Origin of the sequence: Alteromonas sp. S015 (assembly GCF_036864485.1) — a bacterium.
GTDB lineage: Bacteria > Pseudomonadota > Gammaproteobacteria > Enterobacterales > Alteromonadaceae > Alteromonas.
Window position 1 is genome coordinate 223,946 of record NZ_JAZETO010000001.1, and the last position, 19,156, is coordinate 243,101.

19 protein-coding genes are annotated in these 19,156 nt (G+C 45.6%); 3 read left to right on the plus strand and 16 right to left on the minus strand.

The features are described from left to right. The first annotated feature begins 83 nt into the window (after window positions 1-83). Entirely contained in the window at window positions 84-716 is a 633-nt protein-coding gene (locus V7R42_RS00930) for an SDR family oxidoreductase (protein WP_334018378.1), read from the plus strand. A gap of 171 nt (window positions 717-887) precedes the next feature. On the opposite strand, the gene V7R42_RS00935 is transcribed toward V7R42_RS00930, so the two are convergent. The 14 genes from V7R42_RS00935 to yceD all read right to left on the minus strand — a co-directional run bounded on the left by V7R42_RS00935 (window position 888) and on the right by yceD (window position 12,398). Then, entirely contained in the window at window positions 888-1,445 is a 558-nt protein-coding gene (locus V7R42_RS00935) for a pyridoxamine 5'-phosphate oxidase family protein (RefSeq protein WP_334018379.1), read from the minus strand. A gap of 36 nt (window positions 1,446-1,481) precedes the next feature. After that, window positions 1,482-2,264 (minus strand): TatD family hydrolase, encoded by a 783-nt coding sequence (locus tag V7R42_RS00940; RefSeq protein ID WP_334018380.1) that lies wholly within the window; start codon window positions 2,262-2,264, stop codon window positions 1,482-1,484. A gap of 62 nt (window positions 2,265-2,326) precedes the next feature. Next, window positions 2,327-3,214, minus strand: a complete 888-nt coding sequence (gene holB / locus V7R42_RS00945) for a DNA polymerase III subunit delta' (protein WP_334018381.1) — start codon at window positions 3,212-3,214, stop codon at window positions 2,327-2,329. After that, window positions 3,214-3,888: a dTMP kinase gene (tmk, locus tag V7R42_RS00950; RefSeq protein ID WP_334018382.1), complete on the minus strand. Its 675-nt coding sequence runs from the start codon at window positions 3,886-3,888 to the stop codon at window positions 3,214-3,216. Before tmk ends, holB begins: the two co-directional genes overlap by 1 nt. Before the next feature lie 81 nt (window positions 3,889-3,969). Beyond that, window positions 3,970-4,989, minus strand: a complete 1,020-nt coding sequence (gene mltG, locus V7R42_RS00955; protein WP_334018383.1) for an endolytic transglycosylase MltG — start codon at window positions 4,987-4,989, stop codon at window positions 3,970-3,972. Window positions 4,990-5,099: 110 nt separating this feature from the next. Continuing rightward, entirely contained in the window at window positions 5,100-5,951 is an 852-nt protein-coding gene (gene pabC / locus V7R42_RS00960; protein ID WP_334018384.1) for an aminodeoxychorismate lyase, read from the minus strand. A 213-nt stretch (window positions 5,952-6,164) separates the two neighbouring features. Further along, the gene (gene fabF, locus V7R42_RS00965; protein ID WP_334018385.1) at window positions 6,165-7,403 is read right to left on the minus strand and encodes a beta-ketoacyl-ACP synthase II; all 1,239 of its coding nucleotides are present in this window, start codon (window positions 7,401-7,403) and stop codon (window positions 6,165-6,167) included. 80 nt (window positions 7,404-7,483) lie between these two features. After that, window positions 7,484-7,723, minus strand: coding sequence for an acyl carrier protein (acpP, locus tag V7R42_RS00970; RefSeq protein WP_012518211.1), 240 nt, complete (start codon window positions 7,721-7,723; stop codon window positions 7,484-7,486). Window positions 7,724-7,922: 199 nt separating this feature from the next. Beyond that, on the minus strand, window positions 7,923-8,663 hold the full coding sequence (gene fabG, locus V7R42_RS00975; RefSeq protein ID WP_334018386.1) for a 3-oxoacyl-ACP reductase FabG: 741 nt from the start codon (window positions 8,661-8,663) through the stop codon (window positions 7,923-7,925). A 9-nt stretch (window positions 8,664-8,672) separates the two neighbouring features. Next, window positions 8,673-9,602 (minus strand): ACP S-malonyltransferase, encoded by a 930-nt coding sequence (gene fabD / locus V7R42_RS00980; protein WP_334018387.1) that lies wholly within the window; start codon window positions 9,600-9,602, stop codon window positions 8,673-8,675. An 85-nt stretch (window positions 9,603-9,687) separates the two neighbouring features. Further along, window positions 9,688-10,653 carry a beta-ketoacyl-ACP synthase III gene (locus V7R42_RS00985; protein ID WP_334018388.1) on the minus strand — a complete coding sequence of 322 codons (966 nt, stop codon included), beginning with the start codon at window positions 10,651-10,653 and terminating at the stop codon, window positions 9,688-9,690. Next, window positions 10,650-11,675 (minus strand): phosphate acyltransferase PlsX, encoded by a 1,026-nt coding sequence (gene plsX / locus V7R42_RS00990; RefSeq protein ID WP_334018389.1) that lies wholly within the window; start codon window positions 11,673-11,675, stop codon window positions 10,650-10,652. Before plsX ends, V7R42_RS00985 begins: the two co-directional genes overlap by 4 nt. A 15-nt stretch (window positions 11,676-11,690) precedes the next feature. Beyond that, the gene (gene rpmF, locus V7R42_RS00995) at window positions 11,691-11,861 is read right to left on the minus strand and encodes a 50S ribosomal protein L32 (protein ID WP_012518206.1); all 171 of its coding nucleotides are present in this window, start codon (window positions 11,859-11,861) and stop codon (window positions 11,691-11,693) included. A gap of 3 nt (window positions 11,862-11,864) precedes the next feature. Next, window positions 11,865-12,398: a 23S rRNA accumulation protein YceD gene (gene yceD, locus V7R42_RS01000; protein ID WP_014976324.1), complete on the minus strand. Its 534-nt coding sequence runs from the start codon at window positions 12,396-12,398 to the stop codon at window positions 11,865-11,867. 154 nt (window positions 12,399-12,552) lie between these two features. Here yceD and V7R42_RS01005 point away from each other — a divergent pair, with 154 nt between their 5' ends. Then, window positions 12,553-13,173 carry a Maf family protein gene (locus tag V7R42_RS01005; RefSeq protein WP_334018390.1) on the plus strand — a complete coding sequence of 207 codons (621 nt, stop codon included), beginning with the start codon at window positions 12,553-12,555 and terminating at the stop codon, window positions 13,171-13,173. A 24-nt stretch (window positions 13,174-13,197) separates the two neighbouring features. Here V7R42_RS01005 and V7R42_RS01010 read toward each other — a convergent pair whose 3' ends face one another. Together V7R42_RS01010 and rluC are read right to left on the minus strand one after the other, a co-directional pair. Further along, window positions 13,198-13,905: an HAD-IA family hydrolase gene (locus tag V7R42_RS01010; RefSeq protein WP_334018391.1), complete on the minus strand. Its 708-nt coding sequence runs from the start codon at window positions 13,903-13,905 to the stop codon at window positions 13,198-13,200. A 3-nt stretch (window positions 13,906-13,908) separates the two neighbouring features. Continuing rightward, entirely contained in the window at window positions 13,909-14,850 is a 942-nt protein-coding gene (gene rluC / locus V7R42_RS01015) for a 23S rRNA pseudouridine(955/2504/2580) synthase RluC (protein ID WP_334018938.1), read from the minus strand. Between the two features lie 812 nt (window positions 14,851-15,662). Here rluC and rne point away from each other — a divergent pair. Further along, entirely contained in the window at window positions 15,663-19,076 is a 3,414-nt protein-coding gene (gene rne, locus V7R42_RS01020) for a ribonuclease E (RefSeq protein ID WP_334018392.1), read from the plus strand. The last annotated feature ends 80 nt before the right edge of the window (window positions 19,077-19,156 follow it).

Here is a 19,156-nt window from a genome sequence, read left to right on the forward strand (position 1 = left end):
TTGATCGTTTGTTGCGTTCGCTTCCTATTAAACCTTGTAATTAATAATGTTGAAAAATTTTTCTTTGCAAGGAGGATCGCAATATGGCTTATGTTTTAGTAATTGGCGCTTCAGGACAAATTGGAAAACAAGCAACGGTCAAGCTTTTAGACGCTGGACATAAAGTTTTAGCACCAGTAAGAAGCCCAGAAAAACTTTCAGACATCCAAGATGCCAACCTTACCGTGGTTGAACAGGATTTAGAAAAAGATTTTTCAGCGCATTTTGAAGGGATTGACGCCGTGATATTTACAGCTGGCTCAGGAGGGAACACGGGTGCAGATAAAACGCTAATGATTGACTTGTGGGCCGCCCGAAACGCAGTTAACTACGCAAAGGCTGCTGGTACCCCCAAATTCATTATGGTAAGTTCTATCGGTGCAGGCGACCCCGACTCCGTTGAATCAGCCATTAAGCCCTATTTAGTAGCAAAACACATGGCGGACGAGCATTTAATTAATAGTGGATTACATCATATTATTCTTCGCCCCGGCACCTTGTTAAATGAACCTGGCAATCATCTTGTGCGCACTGATATGCCTAGCAATAAGGACGATGCTGTTATACCAAGGGAAGATGTAGCAACAGCCATTGTGGAAAGCGTTGCGAGAGAAGGGAGTGAAAACCTCATCACCCACCTGTTCAAAGGCGAAACGCCTATCTCACGAGTTTTATAGACAGTGAACTGCCCTCTTTTGTTCTAGCGGGTTAAAAACCAAAGAGCAAGAGGGCTTTTATATCATCACTACGATAAGTTGAACGCTCGCCTACATTTGGCTACAAGTGATGGCGCGATTTAAATCTCGAGTTACCTTTTAAAATCTCTGACAAAAGTTATACATAGTTTCCTAGGGTATCAATGACTGACTCACCCAATTTCCATCTAAGCCTCTTTGATGCCATTCTCGGCTTTGAGGGTTACCTCTTAAATTCAAGTAATCAACGCTTTCAATAGCGAGCATAATTACACAAAAATGAGGAGGTACTTCACCGAAATCTCCTTCTATTTGAAGTGGAGAACCGTCGTTCCTGGGCGTGCCAGGCTCACCCCATAAAAACTGTTTTTTGCCTGCATCCGATAACTTATTCCAATGCTGTTTAACTAAGCCAGCATCTTGGCTTAACGTTATTATTGTTGCGGTACAACAGAAGCGATACTGCTCTCTGGTTTTAGAAAAATACCAACATACCTGCGAGTGAGGGTTTTGAACGAGCTGGTCATATTTATCTGAGCGGGTATCAGAAATAACCACCAATTGGTTATTGTCAGTGATCCCTCTAAAAACTACGGTCCGGCAGAAAGGCACTCCACTTCCGTCCACAGTAGCTAACTGAAAGTAGCGACTTTCTGGCATACTACGGGTTTGGTGAAGACTCTTTGTCAACGCTTGTCGCCACTGGGGCATAATCACCTCCGGATGTAAAACCGACTATACTTACCGCTACGCGGCTTTCTTTTTGTCGGCTAAAGAGAACAACGTATAGAAGTTACGGGTGGTAATTTCTGCTAACTCTTTTAACGACACGCCTTTAAGCTCTGCAATGAACTCAGCTACTTCGACTACATAACCTGGTTGGTTTTGTTTACCTCGATGGGGAACAGGCGCAAGCCATGGGGAATCAGTTTCAATAAGTAGTCGCTCTAGAGGGATAGCTTTTACCACTTCACGCAATTCGTCAGCGGAATTAAAGGTCACAATGCCAGAAATAGAGATATAAAAATCCATTTCTATTGCTGCTAGCGCCATCTCTAATGACTCGGTAAAGCAGTGCAACACACCTTTGGTGTGCGCAGCTTTGTGTTCGCGCAGTAAGTTAATGGTGTCTTCTCTTGCATCCCGCGTATGAATAATTAACGGCTTTTTAGTTTCGTTGGCGACTTTGATGTGGTCGACGAAAGACGTTAGCTGAATCTCTTTACTTTCCGGGCTATAAAAATAGTCCAGCCCAGTTTCGCCTATTGCAACGACTTCTTCACGCTGCGCCTTCTCTAACAATTCCTCATAGCTACATGCTTCATCTTGATGCAATGGGTGCACACCACAAGATACAGACACGTCATCAAATTGACTAACAGCGGCTAACATGCTGTCGTAGTCGCCAACAGATACGCATACGCACAGGAAGTGCTCAACACCTCGGGTTCTTGCGAAATTTAAGGTTTCAGCCAGCTCTTCTGGCCCTTGCTTAAGTCGGTCTAAGTGACAATGAGAATCTACGAACAAACTACACCTGTTTTGAAAATTGCTGTCGGACAAAAGGGCTTTGGCAAGCCAGCGTTTGCCTACTAACGTTGAAATTGTTTTAGCAGCCCAAAAAGTACCATCGATTTATTAACGCCAGCGTGCTGCAGTATTCTGACTGCATCAACACACACTTCATAGCGTTTAAAGTCGACAGCCTGTTGACGCTGCATGTAATCGTGTTGGGCCATTTGTTGGCACCACAATGCGATTTGCTGTGCATTGCCCTGCCATTTATTTGCAAGTGATTGCGCCTGAATATTGGCATCACCTGCTAAAAGCGCCTGCATACCATCACTGAAATCGCGGTAGCTAATGTCTTCCTCACCAGAAAGCGCTTCTTCTACGCGAAGTGGCGCATAGCCATAGGCCGCCAGTAATGCTTCGCTAGCATCTTCTACGCCTTTAGCCCTTAGATAGCTCAAACTGTCTGATATAGATGGAAGCGCTAGTATCTGTCGTTCACACCGACTCAATATAGTTGGCATGATCTTATTAATACTGTCTGTAATCAGAAGTAAGAAAGTATTATTTGTGGGCTCTTCTAAGGTTTTCAATAGCGCATTGGCCGCTGCCTCTGTCATTGTATCGGCACGGGGGATCAACAGCACTTTGTTCCCCCCCATTTGCGCAGTACCAGAGAGCTTGGCAATACCTTCGCGAATTTTGTCAACACCAAGCTGCTTTTCACTTTCTAAAATATGGAAGTCTGGGTGATTTCCCGCTTGCCTAAGGTGGCAACTTTGACACTGCTCGCACGGTCCATCCACGCTTGGTTGCTTGCACAATAACGCGTTGCTTAAGCCCACTGCGAGTTGATTTTTACCGATGCCCTTTGGCCCTGTCAGAAGCAAACCATGGTGCAGTTTCTTTGCCATATATCGCGTCAGCAAAGTCGAGAACGTTGCAGTAAACCAAGGCAACACTTGCATTAGCCTTTCCCCTGCAGGCTTTCGTTTCGAGCTATGTCACTGCTTTCAGTGCATGACTTCATTACATAGTCGTCGATAATAGCAATCACGTCTTGATGAACCTTTTCCATAGGCTGCATTGCACTTACCACGACGATGGATTCATCTTGCTTAGCAAGAGACAAGTATTTGCTACGGGTTCTTTCGAAAAAGGCAAGCCCCGCTTGCTCAATGCGATCAAGCTCCCCTCGCCCTCGAGCGCGCTCTAGCCCAACCGCAGGCTCGACGTCTAAGTATAAGGTTAAATCTGGTTTAAACCCTTTAAGCGCAATTTCGCTGATAGCCGTCATCGTTTTTTCACTCACACCTCGACCACCACCTTGATAGGCTTGAGATGATAAATCGTGTCTGTCACCTACCACCCACTTACCAGCATCAAGGGATGGAAAGATTTTATTGGTAAGTAATTGCACCCGGGCCGCATACATAAGAAGCAGCTCTGTTTCTTCACTAACCGTTTCATCCCAATCGTGTTTTACACATTCTCGTATGGCTTCTGCCATTGGTGTGCCACCCGGCTCACGAGTTTGCTCAACGCGCTTTCCTGCATCTTTCAATGCTTGAACAATCAGCCCAATCACTGAGCTTTTTCCGGCACCTTCAAGGCCCTCTACTACAATAAACTTTCCGCGCATTACTTTTTAAACTCTGTTTTTATTTATCTATAACCTACTGGCTAGATAACTGCTACGTACTATGTAGCGGTATCAGTACAATTATCGTTTTAACTGGTATTTTCGCACAGCTGCATTGTGATCAGCCAGCGTGGTAGAAAATTGATGGCTGCCATCGCCTTTTGCCACAAAATATAACGCGTCGGTTGCCAAAGGGTGGAGCGCTGCATGAATAGCGGCCTTGCCTGCCATCGCTATAGGCGTAGGTGGAAGCCCTTTAATAACATAGGTATTGTAAGGCGTTGCTGTTCGCAGATGCTTGCGGGTGATGTTTCCATCAAATGCAGGGCCAATACCGTATATGACGGTAGGATCGGTTTGAAGACGCATATTTCTGTTTAACCTATTGACGAATACGCCAGAAATCATATCTCGCTCTTCAGGCACAGCCGTTTCTTTTTCAATGATACTGGCTAAAATAAGCGCCTCGTAGGGAGTCGCTAGCGGAAGGTCGATATCACGTTGCTCCCATTCATGAGAAACAAACTCAATAAGCGCACGGTGAGCCCTTTTTAACACCTCACTAGCAGCTGTACCTTTGCTAAAGAAATACGTATCAGCTAAAAACACCCCTTCTGTATGCGATACATTGTCGCAGCACCAGTCAACGCCATTGTCTTGGGGGAGCTGGTTTAATTTCTCTTCATTTAAATCAAACACCAAATCTGGGTTTTGTTTAAGCGCTTCAAGCCATTGTGCAAGGGTTAACCCTTCTACTAAACTCACCGCGAAGAGGTGCTCATCGCCTTGCGTAAATAGAGTGAATACATCTACTAGCGATTGACCAGGACGCAGCATGTAGGTTCCAGACTTTACAGATGTGCTGCCTGCAAAGAATTTGAGCCATACCTTAGCCACAAACGGCGACACATCGGTTATCCCCGCTTTACGCAGGTATTTGACGGTACGATAAGCATTGCTGCCGTTTTCTATGGTAATTAAAGTGTCCTTTTCCAACGTTAAGTTAGTAGTAACCTTGCTCGAAACGTACATTACACCACAAGTGCCCCCTACAGCGACAAGCATGATAAGAAACAATAGGAAAATCACTATGCGCTTCATGCTTGAATATCTCCTACCGGTATTTTTCTACATTCCATATTATCTTTTTACTACTCATCAATTAAGGCGCATAAAACGCTAAACACTTTGTCCTTATAAGTGCGTTTTTGCTAGCGCTTAAGCACACGCTCAAATCGCTTTTGAAACGCAACCACTTCATCGCTTCGAATATCAAAATTAACGAACGAGAAATCTGGCATGCGCATTCGCTGCACCGGCATTACGCCCATCAACGCGTTGGTAATTACAAGTGCACTCGCTTTTCGCAAATAAGAAAGGTCATATTCCCCTACGTGAAGTGCCCAATTGTCGTTTAACAGCGAGTCAATCAGACATTGCCTGACAACACCGTTAACGCCGCTTCCTTTCAGCGAAGGGGTATACCACTGTTTATTGAGGTAGAAAAACACATTGCCAGCACTCGCTTCAATAACGTTATCTTGCGTATCGCAAACGATAGCGTCATCTGCGCCAGCTTCGTCTACTTCGTGTTTAACTAAGACTTGCTCTAGCCTGTTCATATGCTTTACGCCCGCAAGCAATGGCTGAATGGCTAACCGCGTTTGAGCACAAATCACACTAACGCCTTCATTCGCTAGACTTTCGTAATGATTAGGAAAAGGATGCTGACTAAATCTTACTAGTGCTTCACTGTCCTCGCTTCGCGCATACCCTCTTCCAGCCTGACCGCCAGACACGTGTACTTTCAGCACATATTTTGACGAAGCGTTTTCACCTAAGGCGTTCTTTATCGCGTCAACTTGTTCAGTGATAGCAACTCCAAGCGCTTGCATATCAATGTTGAGTTTGATGGCTGCAGCATCGTGCTTCAAACGTGAAAGATGATAAGACAGTAATGCTACTTGGTGTTCAGTTACCAACAATGTGGTAAACACACCGTCGCCGTAATTAAACGCCCTGTCACTTGATGAAATAGGCGTAGCGCTAGGAATAATTCTCACTGCCTACTCTTGTTCGTCGTTTTGTATGGTAGAGGGAAGTATACCAACTTGCGTTGGTCAGACAACGTCTAGCTGAATTGATTTGGCTATACCGATGCAGAAGAAAGCCTAACATTCATGATGTTTACTTTGACCGTATTAACGACTAAAGGCAGCCTAAGCTGCCTTTTAAATGTAAGTAAAACTCACTCGAATTGTATTAGCTACGGTGCGTTAGATACGCTTGAAGATCAATGAACCGTTTGTACCACCAAACCCAAATGAATTACACAATGCATAGTCTTCATTGAATGCTTTTGCTTTGTGTGCAACAAAGTCTAAATCACACCCTTCGCCAGGCTCGTCTAAATTGATGGTTGGTGGCGCCATTTTGTCACGTAGTGCCAAAATAGTGAAAATTGCTTCGACCGAACCCGCTGCACCAAGTAGGTGACCTGTCATTGACTTAGTAGAGCTTACAAGTAACTTGTAAGCGTGATCGTTAAACACGCGTTTAACAGCTGCCACTTCTGCAATGTCACCGGCAGGCGTCGACGTACCATGGGCATTAACATAACCAATATCACTTGCGTCCATTTTTGCATCATTTATTGCGTTTTGCATAGACGCAGCAGCACCCTCGCCATCTTCAGGTGGAGAAGTCATGTGGTATGCGTCACCGCTCATACCAAAGCCGACTAACTCTGCATAAATGGTCGCACCGCGGGCTTTCGCCGCTTCGTATTCTTCCAGCATTACCACGCCAGCGCCCTCCCCCATAACAAAACCATCGCGGTCTTTATCCCATGGGCGGCTTGCTGCTTTTGGATCGTCATTGCGAGATGATAACGCACGTGCTGCGGCAAAGCCTGCCATACCTAACGGCGTAATCGACGCTTCTGCGCCCCCAGCTAACATGGCATCAGCATCGCCATAAGCAATCGTTCTAGCGGCAATTCCAATGTTGTGAACGCCTGTCGTGCACGCAGTCACAACGTTTAAATTTGGTCCTTTCAACCCTTCCATGATAGACAAGAAGCCTGAGATCATGTTGGTAATGGTTGAAGGTACAAAAAATGGCGATACGCGCTTTGGACCGCTATTTGTCAGTTTTAAATGGTTTTGTTCAATTTGTTCTAAACCACCAATACCTGAACCAATAGCTACACCTACACGGTGCGCATTATCTTGTGAAATAGTTAAACCAGAATCGACCAAGGCTTGTTTGCCCGCAGCAATACCCAGTTGGATAAAGCGGTCCATTTTCTTGGTTTCTTTCTTTTCAATATATTCCTGCGGATCAAAATCGTTAATTTGACCTGCGAAACGGGTTGGATAGTTACTGCAATCGAAATGGGTGATTTCACCAATGCCGCTTTCGCCCGCGAGCAATTTGCGCCATGTGTCTTCGCTATTAAGACCTAATGGTGAAAGCATTCCAAGACCAGTAACCACTACGCGACGTTTTGTCACAAAAAGCCCTCGCTTTGGAACTAAGGTAGGAGATACAAAAACGGCTCTGTAAGAAGAGCCGCTTCGTCGCTACTTAAGACTTAAGCGTCTTTGTTAGCGTTGATGTAGTCAATTGCAGACTGAACAGTAGTAATTTTTTCTGCTTCTTCGTCAGGAATTTCAGTGTCGAATTCTTCTTCCAAAGCCATTACTAGTTCGACTGTGTCAAGTGAATCAGCGCCTAAGTCGTCAACGAATGAAGCTTCTGCTTTTACTTCTTCTTCTTTCACGCCAAGTTGTTCAACGATGATTTTCTTAACGCGTTCTTCAATGTTACTCATAATTCTAGGTTTCCCTTAAACGTCACTAGATAATAAAAGTGCCGCTAGTTTATTTTGCAAGGTGCATCCTTGCAAGCACCAGTTTAAACAAATTTTCTGGTCAAACCAGCGACATTCGAAATTCGTAAAATACTATTTTTACATCCAAGTTCGGGTAAATACCACCCCAAACTAGGGAAAATTCGCAATTTTTGCGAATTTACCCCATATACATACCACCATTTACGTGGATAGTTTCGCCTGTAATATAGGCAGCACCATCGCTCACTAAAAAAGCAACAGTGGCTGCAATTTCATCAGGCGCACCTAAACGGTTAGCCGGAATATCTTTGAAAATGGCTTCTTTTTGATCATCCGTCAGCGCTTTTGTCATATCGGTATCAATAAAACCGGGGGCAACAACGTTGATGGTAATACCCCGAGACGCGACTTCACGAGCCATGGATTTAGAGAAACCAATGACGCCTGCTTTCGCTGCCGCATAGTTTGCTTGTCCGGCATTACCCGCACTGCCCACCACTGAGCCAATATTCACAATACGGCCTGAGCGCTTCTTCATCATACCTCGAAGTACCGCTTTTGACAGCGTAAAAATTGAAGTTAAATTGGTGGCGATAATATCCTGCCACTCGTCATCTTTCATGCGCATTAGCAGATTATCACGCGTAATACCTGCATTGTTGACCAATATATCAACGCTACCAAAATTTTCGTTAATGGCTTTTAATGTTGTATCAACACTTTCCTTATCAGTGACATTGAGCGCATAGCCCTTGCCGCCGAATTCAGAAAGATAATCGCTGATCGCTTGTGCACCGTTTTCACTGGTAGCGGTTCCGATAACCGTAGCACCTTGCTGAGCAAGCTGCGTGGCAATCGCTTTGCCTATACCTCGGCTTGCGCCGGTAACAAGCGCAATTTTACCGTCTAATTGACTCATTGCGATTCCTTATTGTTTTAATGCTTCAACACCATCTGGTGTATTAACTGCAAGAGACGCTAGGCTCTTATCAATACGTTTGTTTAATCCGGTAAGAACTTTACCTGGACCCACCTCAATAACGCGCTCAATACCCGCTGCCGCTAAGTATTCAACAGTGCGAGTCCATTGAACGGGGCAATATAGTTGTCTCACTAAAGCGTTTTTGATGGCATCACCTTGCGTTTCAATAGTGACATCAACATTATTCACGATATTGATTGCAGGCTCATTAACGTTCAATGACGATAACGCGTCTTCTAACTTGTCTGCGGCAGGACGCATTAACTCACAGTGTGAAGGAACGCTTACGGCAAGCGGAAGTGCGCGCTTTGCGCCCGCTTCTTTACACGCATTAGCGGCTTGCTCTGCGGCCTGCTTTTCCCCCGCAATAACCACTTGGCCCGGAGAATTAAAGTTAACTGGCGCTACTACGTCGCCTGTCGCGATGGCAGTTTGCTGACAAATATCAGCGATTGCAGCGTCATCTAACCCAATGATGGCATACATAGCACCTGCGCCTGCTGGCACGGCTTCTTGCATATATTTACCACGGGCTTCAACAAGCTTAATGGCATCAGCAAAATCCATGGCGCCGCCACACACTAGTGCTGAGTACTCACCAAGACTATGACCTGCTAAGTAATCTACGTCTATGCCCTGCTCGCGAATAACACGCCAAATTGCAACACTAGCAGCTAGTAGCGCTGGCTGAGTGATATGGGTTTCGTTAAGTTTACCGTCTGCATCGTTTTGGACTAAATTCCACAGGTCGTAGCCGAGTGCGTCAGAAGCTTCTTTGAACGTCGCTTCGATAATAGGAGAAGTCTCCGCGAGTTCTTTAAGCATACCTACGCTTTGAGAACCTTGTCCCGGAAATACACAGGCTGTCTTTGTCATGTCGATTCCTTATTATTTTTAATTTACTAGAAACGAGAAAACGTCGAAGTTGGAATGCCCTGTAACAAGGCATATAGCAGCAAGGTTAATAGCGCACAAGCGCCGATGCCCAAGCAAATCCGCCTCCGAATGCCTCTAGTAATAAATGCTGTCCGCGTTGAATGCGTCCGTCTCTGATAGCGGTATCAAGTGCTGTGGGCACGGTAGCAGCAGAGGTATTACCATATTGCTCTAACGTAAGCACAACTTGATCAAGAGACATATTTAACTTTTTAGCTGTCGCTTTAATAATTCTAAAGTTTGCTTGGTGAGGTACTAACCAGTCAAGATCAGATTTTTGCATGCCGTTGGCGGCAAGGGTTTGTTCAACCACTTCTGAAAGCTTGGTCACTGCCACTTTAAACACTTCATTACCGCGCATCACACCCCAGTTATCGTGAACCGACTGCTCGTCACCACGGGTTGGATTACCTACATACAACAAATCGCCATATGAACCTGCGGCATGGATATGTGTAGATAAAATACCAGGTTCATCACTGGCCTCAATAATAGTCGCGCCTGCCGCATCACCAAACAGAATGACCATGGTTCTGTCTTCTGGGTTTATCAGACGACTTAAACAATCGGTACCGACGACAAGAATGCGTTTTGCCATTCCCGACTTAATATATTGGTCGGCAACACTTAATGCGTAACAATAGCCTGCACACGCAGCTGCCACATCAAATGCAGGAATGCCGTCTAAATCAAGAAGACGTTGAATTTCACATGCCGTGCTTGGAAGCGCATAGCGACCACTGGTGGTAGCGCACACAATCATGTCAATTGATTTTGGGTCAATGCCAGCCATTTCAATGGCTTTCTTACTGGCTTCTGCTCCCATGGTAGCAGCGGTTTCATCTGCTCCAATAATACGTCGCTCTTTTATCCCGGTACGGTCAGTGATCCATTCGTCACTGGTGTCCACCATTTGCTCTAAATCTGCGTTTGTACGCACGTCACTGGGATAATAGCTACCTGTTCCTATAAAGCGTGAATATTTGCTCAAAGCTGCTCCAACAATACCGTTTCTATCTTAGTCTTTATCTTTTCAGGTAAATGCATTTTTGCTTCTTTCATTGCTTGCACGATAGCGTAATAAAAGGCGTCTTTTTGTGCATTTCCGTGACTCTTGATAACAATGCCGCGCAATCCTATCAGACTCGCACCGTTATACTGGTCGGGGTTCACGCTGTTATAGATAGATTTCAGTAATGGGAAGGCAATTTTTGCCAGTAATCGAGTATAAAAGTTCTTCTGTGACTGGCGTTTTACTTCGTTTATCACTAACTTAGCCAGCCCTTCGCTCGATTTAAGTGCTACGTTTCCGGTAAAACCGTCTGTTACCACTACATCGGCATGGTCGGTGAAAATGTCATCACCTTCAACATAACCAATATAGTTTATGCCTGGCGCGTCTTTAAAGAGCTGGTCGGCAGACTTTACCTGCGCGTTTCCTTTGATATCCTCTTCGCCTACGTTCAATAAAGCAACCCGTGGTGACTCAATTCCTGCCACTTCCTGAGCAAGCACTGAGCCCATAACGCCATACTGAAACAGGATCTCGGGCGTACAGTTTACGTTTGCACCTAAATCTAGAAGAAAAACATTATGGTGCCCTGTCGTAGGCATCATATTAATTAGTGCTGGCCTATCAATACCTGATAAGGTTTTAAGCAAATAGAACGATAAGGTAAGCAGTGCACCAGTATTACCTGCGCTCACGCACGCGTCAGCCTTACCACTTTCGACAAGTTCAATAACGCGACGCATAGAAGAATCTTTTTTATTTCGTAGCGCTGACGTTGGCGCTTCACCCATCTCAACTACTTGTGAGCAATGCACAATAGTAACGCGGTTGCGCTCAGAGTCGGTAAGAGGCTGTATACCTGCTTTAATGGTATCTTCATCACCACATAATGTGAAATGAACATCGGGGTGAAGTTGAATAGCCTTTACGGCTGCGGGAAGGATAACAGGGGGACCATGATCGCCCCCCATGATATCTAACGCGATGGTTAGTGTAGACAAAATGTAGTCGCCGTATTACGCGCCGATTACTTTTTTGCCTTTGTAATAACCGTCAGCGGTCACGTGGTGACGACGGTGAGTTTCGCCCGACGTTGAATCGACAGACAAAGTCGCGCCTGTCAATGCATCGTGAGAGCGACGCATACCGCGCTTAGAACGCGTTTTACGATTTTGTTGTACTGCCATAACTTACTCCTGGTCTCGCTTAAGTTCTTTCAAAACCGCGAAAGGGTTTTGTCGCTCTTGTTCCGGTTCAATCTTTCCAAACGACATATCGTCTTGCTTCACTGTACACTCCGACTCTGCATGAAGGGGCACAATTGGCAAAGATAACAGTAGCTCGTCTTCAAAAATTTGAAGCAGATTAACTTCTCCGTGGTCGTTGACCTCTACCGGTTCGTAAGCCTCGGGAATGATGTCATCGCTTTCCTGTTCTTCTCCCTGCACTGGAGTAAAACAGAATTCCGCTTCCACGGGATAATCGAGTTCACCATTACACCTTTGACAGATAAGTGTTACCTGCGTTGCTAGATGGCCGTGAAAGACAGTAAGACCCTGCGCGTCTTTTTCGAACTGTACTTCTGCGTCCACATAGTCATTGCATCGGACAACTGCTTCACTCAATCGTTCCATATCTTTAGACGCAATCACGCCCCGGTAATCGGAACGTTTCATGGCACTTTTAGTCGGTTCAACCGAATGAGGGAGTTTCACTTTCTGCATAGGGCGCGCATGATATAGGGTCAACCCCTTCCTGTCAAAGCAAAATTGTGTTTAAGAACAGAATAAAAGACCGTGTGTCTTATATAGTGATATTGTAACATTGCCTGTTCTTTGGCTACATCGCAACATATTGATTTTACAAAAAGGAGTATTTGTGGCTCATCTTATCCTCGCTTCATCATCACAGTACCGAAAAATGCTGCTTGCCAATATTGGAATTCAAGCGGATACACACGCCCCTGATATTGATGAATCGCCTCGTGAAAACGAAAGCCCTACTGCTTTGAGTTTACGTTTGGCCGAACAAAAGGCGCGCAAGGTTGGCACTGAATTAGAAAAAATAAATAGCGACACCATTATTATTGGTAGCGATCAAGTGGCTTTGGTACAAACCGACGCGGGCCCGCAGCTACTTGGAAAGCCAGGTACATTTGATAATGCAGTAAACCAACTGATGGCATGCCAATGTCAACAAGTGTCATTTTATACTGCACTTTGCCTTCACCAGCCTAGCGCCAGTAAAACGATAACGCAGGTAGATGAAACGCGAGTTTTCTTTCGCCATAACAGTGAAGCTGCCATTCGCGCCTACGTAGATAAAGAGCAACCACTTGATTGCGCCGGCAGCTTTAAAAGCGAAGGATTGGGTGTATTACTGTTTGATAAAATAGAAAGCCGCGACCCTAACAGTTTAATAGGTCTTCCTATAATGCTGCTAAATGAATTACTGGGCTCACACTTCGATGTCGATTTATTGGCAATGGCTGCACAGTAAGCCACTAATTCTGTAAGAGCAGCGCTATTTAAGTAGCGCTGTCTCCAGCTCGCTTATGGAGTGTACAAGTGCCACGGGTGACAACGCTTCTAAATGAACCTGCGCATGCACGCCATATGACACCCCTATCCTATCCATACCAATCGTTTTCGCCATTTGCATGTCGTAAGTCGTATCACCGATCATCACGGCATCTTCTATTTTTACGCCAAGTTCATCAAGCAACTGGAGCAGCATATCTGGTGAGGGTTTAGATTCAGCCTCGTCAGCCGTACGTGATGCACTAAAAAAGCCGCCCGTTCCTGTTTGTGCCCACGCTCTATCAAGACCGCGGCGCGCTTTACCTGTCGCAACGGCTAAGGTACATCCCGCTTTTTTTAAAGTATCCAGTAACTGCTCAACGCCGTCAAACAATGGACACGGCGTTGTATCGCGAGTGACAAATGCTTCTTTATACGCTGCGACTAAACGCTCGGCTAACGCATCATCTTCAATATTAAAAAGCTGTTTAATGGCGGGCTTTAAACTTATACCAATAATGTGGCCTACTTCGTCGTAGGTAGGAACAGGCATATCACACTGCTTTGCGGCAAGCTGCATGCAGCTAACAATCTTCGCCGCTGAATCCATGAGCGTGCCGTCCCAATCAAAGATAACAAGTTTGTACTTAGATAGCTTTTCATCTAACGAAGTGAAGGGCTGTGTTTCCACAGCCTGATTCTTTGAATGCATAACTTACAGCGCTTTAAGTGTATTTGAGAGAGTGTCGTCTAATGGCGCGGTGAATGTTACGCGCTCTTCAGTTCCTGGGTGCAGCAGCGAAATACTGCGAGCGTGAAGGAACAGTCTGTTAAGCCCTTTATGGCGCATTGCCGCGTCAAAATCCGCATCACCGTATTTTGGGTCACAAGCAATAGGATGGCCCGCATGCAAACAATGAACGCGAATTTGGTGGGTCCTGCCTGTAATAGGCGACGCTTCAACCAAAGTTGCACCGGCGTACTCTTCTAATATGCGATAGCGGGTTTCTGACGGTTTACCATCGTCACTTACACTCACCATCCGTTCTCCCGATTGCAGCACATTCTTACGAAGCGGTGCCTTAACTTTGAACCGAGTTTTAGGCCACTCACCTGCAACAAGCGCATTATAACGCTTGTCCATTTTACCCGTGCGAAGTTGCTCGTGCATGTGACGAAGGGCAGAACGCTTCTTAGCAATTAAAATACAGCCAGAAGTGTCACGGTCTAATCGATGAACCAACTCCATGAACTTGGCATCGGGACGCAACGCTCTTAAGCCTTCAATTAAACCAAAGCTTAGACCACTTCCACCGTGAACTGCCATTCCCGATGGCTTGTTTATCACAAGTATACGGTCATCCTCGAAAAGGATATGCGATTCAAGGGATGCTATTTTGTCGAGCTTAGCCGAGGGTGCGGGCGCACCTTCCGACACGCGAACCGGTGGAATTCTGATTAAATCGTCGGCTTGTAACTTGTATTCAGGCTTAACACGACCTTTATTCACTCGCACTTCGCCTTTGCGTAAAATGCGATAAATCATGCTTTTCGGCACGCCTTTTAATTGGGTGCGCAAAAAATTATCGATACGTTGACCCGCCAAGTCGGCTTCAACCGTTACAAAACGTACTTTTTTAGGAGCTTCTTCTTTCATGTCGAGAGTATACCCCATTGGTAATTCTCTGGGCTAATTGAAAGTGATAAATATTTGAAAAAAGCGCTTATCGCTGAAATTTTGGTCAAAGGCAATTTTTCTTTAATGTACCCAAACTCTTTTGTCTGCCTACATGTAAAGATATACACAATTATTCACTTGCTTTCCTTGCTAAAATTGCAGTTTTGGTGCGATAATTAACGACGTTTTTTGGACGGTATAATTCACATATTAGTTTTTGAAGATAAGTGGTAAAACAAAGCCCCTTTCAAAAACGTGAAACTCAGCGTTATAAAAACAGCAATCAAGAAAGAGACAGCAATCTATAAAGAATGACGATGCTGCTCAAACTTGTAAAACGAAAAAGTATGGCGTTCGCGTTGGTAGCATCCGCAATGAAAATTATTTTTCAGGCCAACCAAGCTAGAGAGGCAACGACTACACTGCCGTGATAAAGCAACCGCCATTGCTTGCGAACATAAAATAAGTTTGCCGTTAACTAACAGAATTAAATGACACGCAAGCATACAGAATTGCTTGTACAAAAGAATACAGTAACAAGGGCTAGTCGCTCCCGACATCCTTAAAGCAGTGTGGCCATTTATAGTTCGCTTGCGAGTTTGTCTAAAATTAGACACAAGTGAATATCATTGAAATTGTGCGCTAGAAGCGGCGTTAACATGGCCAACCATCAAGGATAATGCGACGAAACAACAAGGTCCCCGTCCAGCCGTGAGGTTGCGCGGTGAGGGTTTGCACATGTCACTTTAATTTTGTGTCTTAACGGTTGTACTAAAACAGAGTTAGATACAATGAAAAGAATGTTAATTAATGCAACTCAGCAAGAAGAGTTGCGCGTTGCCCTTGTTGATGGGCAACGGTTGTACGATTTAGATATTGAAAGCCCAGGGCACGAACAGAAAAAGGCGAATATTTACAAAGGTAAAATCACCCGCGTTGAACCAAGCTTAGAAGCTGCTTTTGTTGACTACGGAGCAGAACGTCACGGTTTCCTACCCCTTAAAGAAATTGCCCGCACTTACTTCCCTAAAGGTTACAAATTCGAAGGCCGCCCAAACATCAAAGATGTGATTAAAGAAGGCCAAGAAGTTATTGTTCAAATTGACAAAGAAGAACGTGGCCAAAAAGGCGCTGCGTTAACCACATTCCTCTCGCTTGCGGGTAGCTACTTGGTACTTATGCCAAATAATCCTCGCGCTGGCGGCATCTCTCGCCGTATTGAAGGCGATGAACGCACAGAGCTAAAAGAATCACTGAGCAAATTAGACCTTCCTGAAGGTATGGGCCTGATTGTTCGTACTGCCGGTGTGGGTAAATCTTACGAAGAGTTAGAGTGGGATTTAAAAGTCTTGCTTAAACACTGGGAAGCGATTTCAGAGGTAGCTGAAGAGCGAGAAGCACCTTTCTTAATTCACCAAGAAAGTAACGTTATTGTACGTGCTATTCGTGACTACCTACGTCGCGATATTGGCGAAATACTTATCGATAAAACCAGTATTTACGAGCAAGCGTTACAGCACATTCAACTAGTACGCCCTGACTTTGCTAACCGCGTAAAACTTTATCGTGGTGAGGTACCATTATTTAGCCACTACCAAATCGAAAGCCAAATTGAGTCTGCTTTCCAACGCGAAGTGCGTTTACCGTCTGGCGGCTCAATTGTTATCGATCCAACAGAAGCACTAACCTCTATTGATATCAACTCTGCTCGCGCGACAAAGGGTGGTGATATTGAAGAAACTGCACTAAACACTAACTTGGAAGCGGCAGACGAAATTGCTCGCCAGCTGCGCCTTCGCGACCTAGGCGGATTGGTTGTTATCGACTTCATTGATATGACGCCAGTACGTCACCAACGCGAAGTTGAGAACCGTATGAAAGACGCGGTAAGAAGCGACAGAGCACGAGTTCAACTGGGTCGTATTTCTCGCTTTGGTCTTCTTGAAATGTCCCGTCAGCGTTTACGACCTTCACTGGGTGAATCTGCGCACCATGTGTGCCCTCGCTGTTCTGGTCACGGAACCATTCGCGGCACCGAATCTTTGGCGCTGTCTATTCTTCGTATTCTGGAAGAAGAGAGCATTAAAGAGAATACGGGCCAAATTGAAGCGCAATTACCTGTTCCAGTAGCGACGTACTTACTTAACGAAAAGCGTAAGTCTATTCAGCTATTAGAAAAGCGTCACGGCGTTGATTTACTGCTTATTCCTAACGCAAATTTAGATACACCTCATTACCAAGTGTTACGTCGACGTCCAGATGACGTTGTATCTGAAGCAAGCTACGACGTAGAGCTAATGCCTGCGGTAGAAGCTGAGACAGAAACGACGACTTCAGCCCCTGTTAAGCGTGAAGAACCCGCGCTTAAAGGCCTTGTTGCGCCGACAGCTGCACCTGTTGTAGCGCCAATAGAAGAGTCTGCGAAGAAAGCCAACGATGTGCCTTCGCTATTTGCCCGATTCGGTAAGTGGATTAGTGATTTATTTGGTAGCGAAAGCGAAGAAGAAACCAATAAAGATAAGAAGCCACAGTCTGGTAATAAAAATAGAAACAACCGCAGCCGAAACAATGACGATCGTCGTCGTAAGCCACGCAATAAGAACAACCGTCGTGGCAATCAGTCTCAAAACAGAGACCAAGGTAAAGACCAAAATCGTGACAATGAGCAGCAAGATAATCGCAAGCCGCGCAGCGATCAGAATCAAGACCAGCGAAGAGACCAGCGTCAAGATCAAGATGAAAAGCGCAATAACAAAGGTCGCAAGCCTCGTAAGGCACAGCAACCACGCGATGAGCAACAAAAGCCTAAGCACGAGAAGCAAGATGGCGAACAGCAAGAAAACCAAGCGCAGAAGAAACGCGAAGTTGCTGAGCGCAGAAAACGTCGTGACAAGCGTCGAAGCGTTCGTGTGAAGAAAGATGACAATGTAGTAAATACAGCAGAGCAAAACGAAGCTCAGGCCGCGTCAGTAGTCAAAGAAGCGCCATCACAGCACAAAGCTAAGGCAGACGCCAAGCCTAAAGCGCCGAAAGCGGAGGCTCCGGTTGAAAACACAGCTGAGCCGAAGCAGTATGCGCAAAAGCCAACAGTGAAAGCAGAGAAAAAGTCAGCTGAAAAACCTGTTGAAGTGAAGCCAGCTACCGACGCTGTAAAGACTGAAGATGATTCATCTTTAGTCACTAGCGATGCTGTTGAAGGTACTGATGCAAATACCGACGCTAACAGTGAAGAGCAGGGTCAAAAACGTGAAGGCCGTGGCCGCTCACGCCGTTCTCCACGTCACGTTCGCGCAGCAGGTCAACGTCGTAAGAAAGAAGCGCAGCAAGTTGACGATGCAGACACGCAAGCTAAGCAACCTGGTGAGCTGTCACCACAACAGGCAGAAGCTGAAGTTGGAGCGACAGCTAAAACAGAGGCACCTGTCGTTGAAGAAACACAAGCACAAGAGCCTGGACAACTAGCGCCAGCCGACGAGCAACCTGTTTCTAAACAAGATAAGCAAGAAAAAGCTAAGCTTGATGTTGAAGCTGTTCAAGACGAACTTCAGTTTGATGCAGAGCCCTCAGCGGGTAATGAGCCCTCAGCGGGTACTGAGCCCTCAGCGGACGAAAAGCCTTCAGCGGAAGAAGCAACGTTAGCAGAACCTGTTGATTCAACTGAAAAGGTAACGTCAGAGGGCGACAACGCGACGACTGAAGCCGAACCTGCTAAAGCAACCGAAACTTCTGTGCAAGAAAGCAGCGCTGAAGAAAAAGCTCAAGCAGAACCTGCAGTTGAAGCTAAATCAACGCAAGCAGCCAAAGCGCCAGAAGCTGAAGACGAGGCAACAGCATCGCCAGAGCAAGTTGAAATAAACTTGGCTGACGCACCTGTTGATGCTGAACCTGGAGCACCGGTGCAAGAAACTAAAACTGAAACGCCAGTGGCTAAAGAAAAAGCGGTAAAAACAGCAACGTCTTATACTAGCTTGGCAGCAAGTGGCAAAGGAAAGCGCGGTGCATCGCACCCTATGGCATTGCCAGCAACGGTAAACGACGCGTTTGTTGATGTAGCACTTACCGCTAAAGCCGACGAAGCGCGACCTGCACTTGTAGTATCGGGTAAAACTGCGGCAGTGTCGCACGTTACTTCGCGAGCTTCAGCAGCAACTACGCTTCCTCAGTCAGTTGATGAAGTTGTCGAAGTCGAAGCAGTAGCTGACTAGTTTTCAGCTACTGGCAACTTGACGTAAAAGCCGCTTTCGAGCGGCTTTTTTGTTTGCTAATGTACGTTTAAAATCGAGTC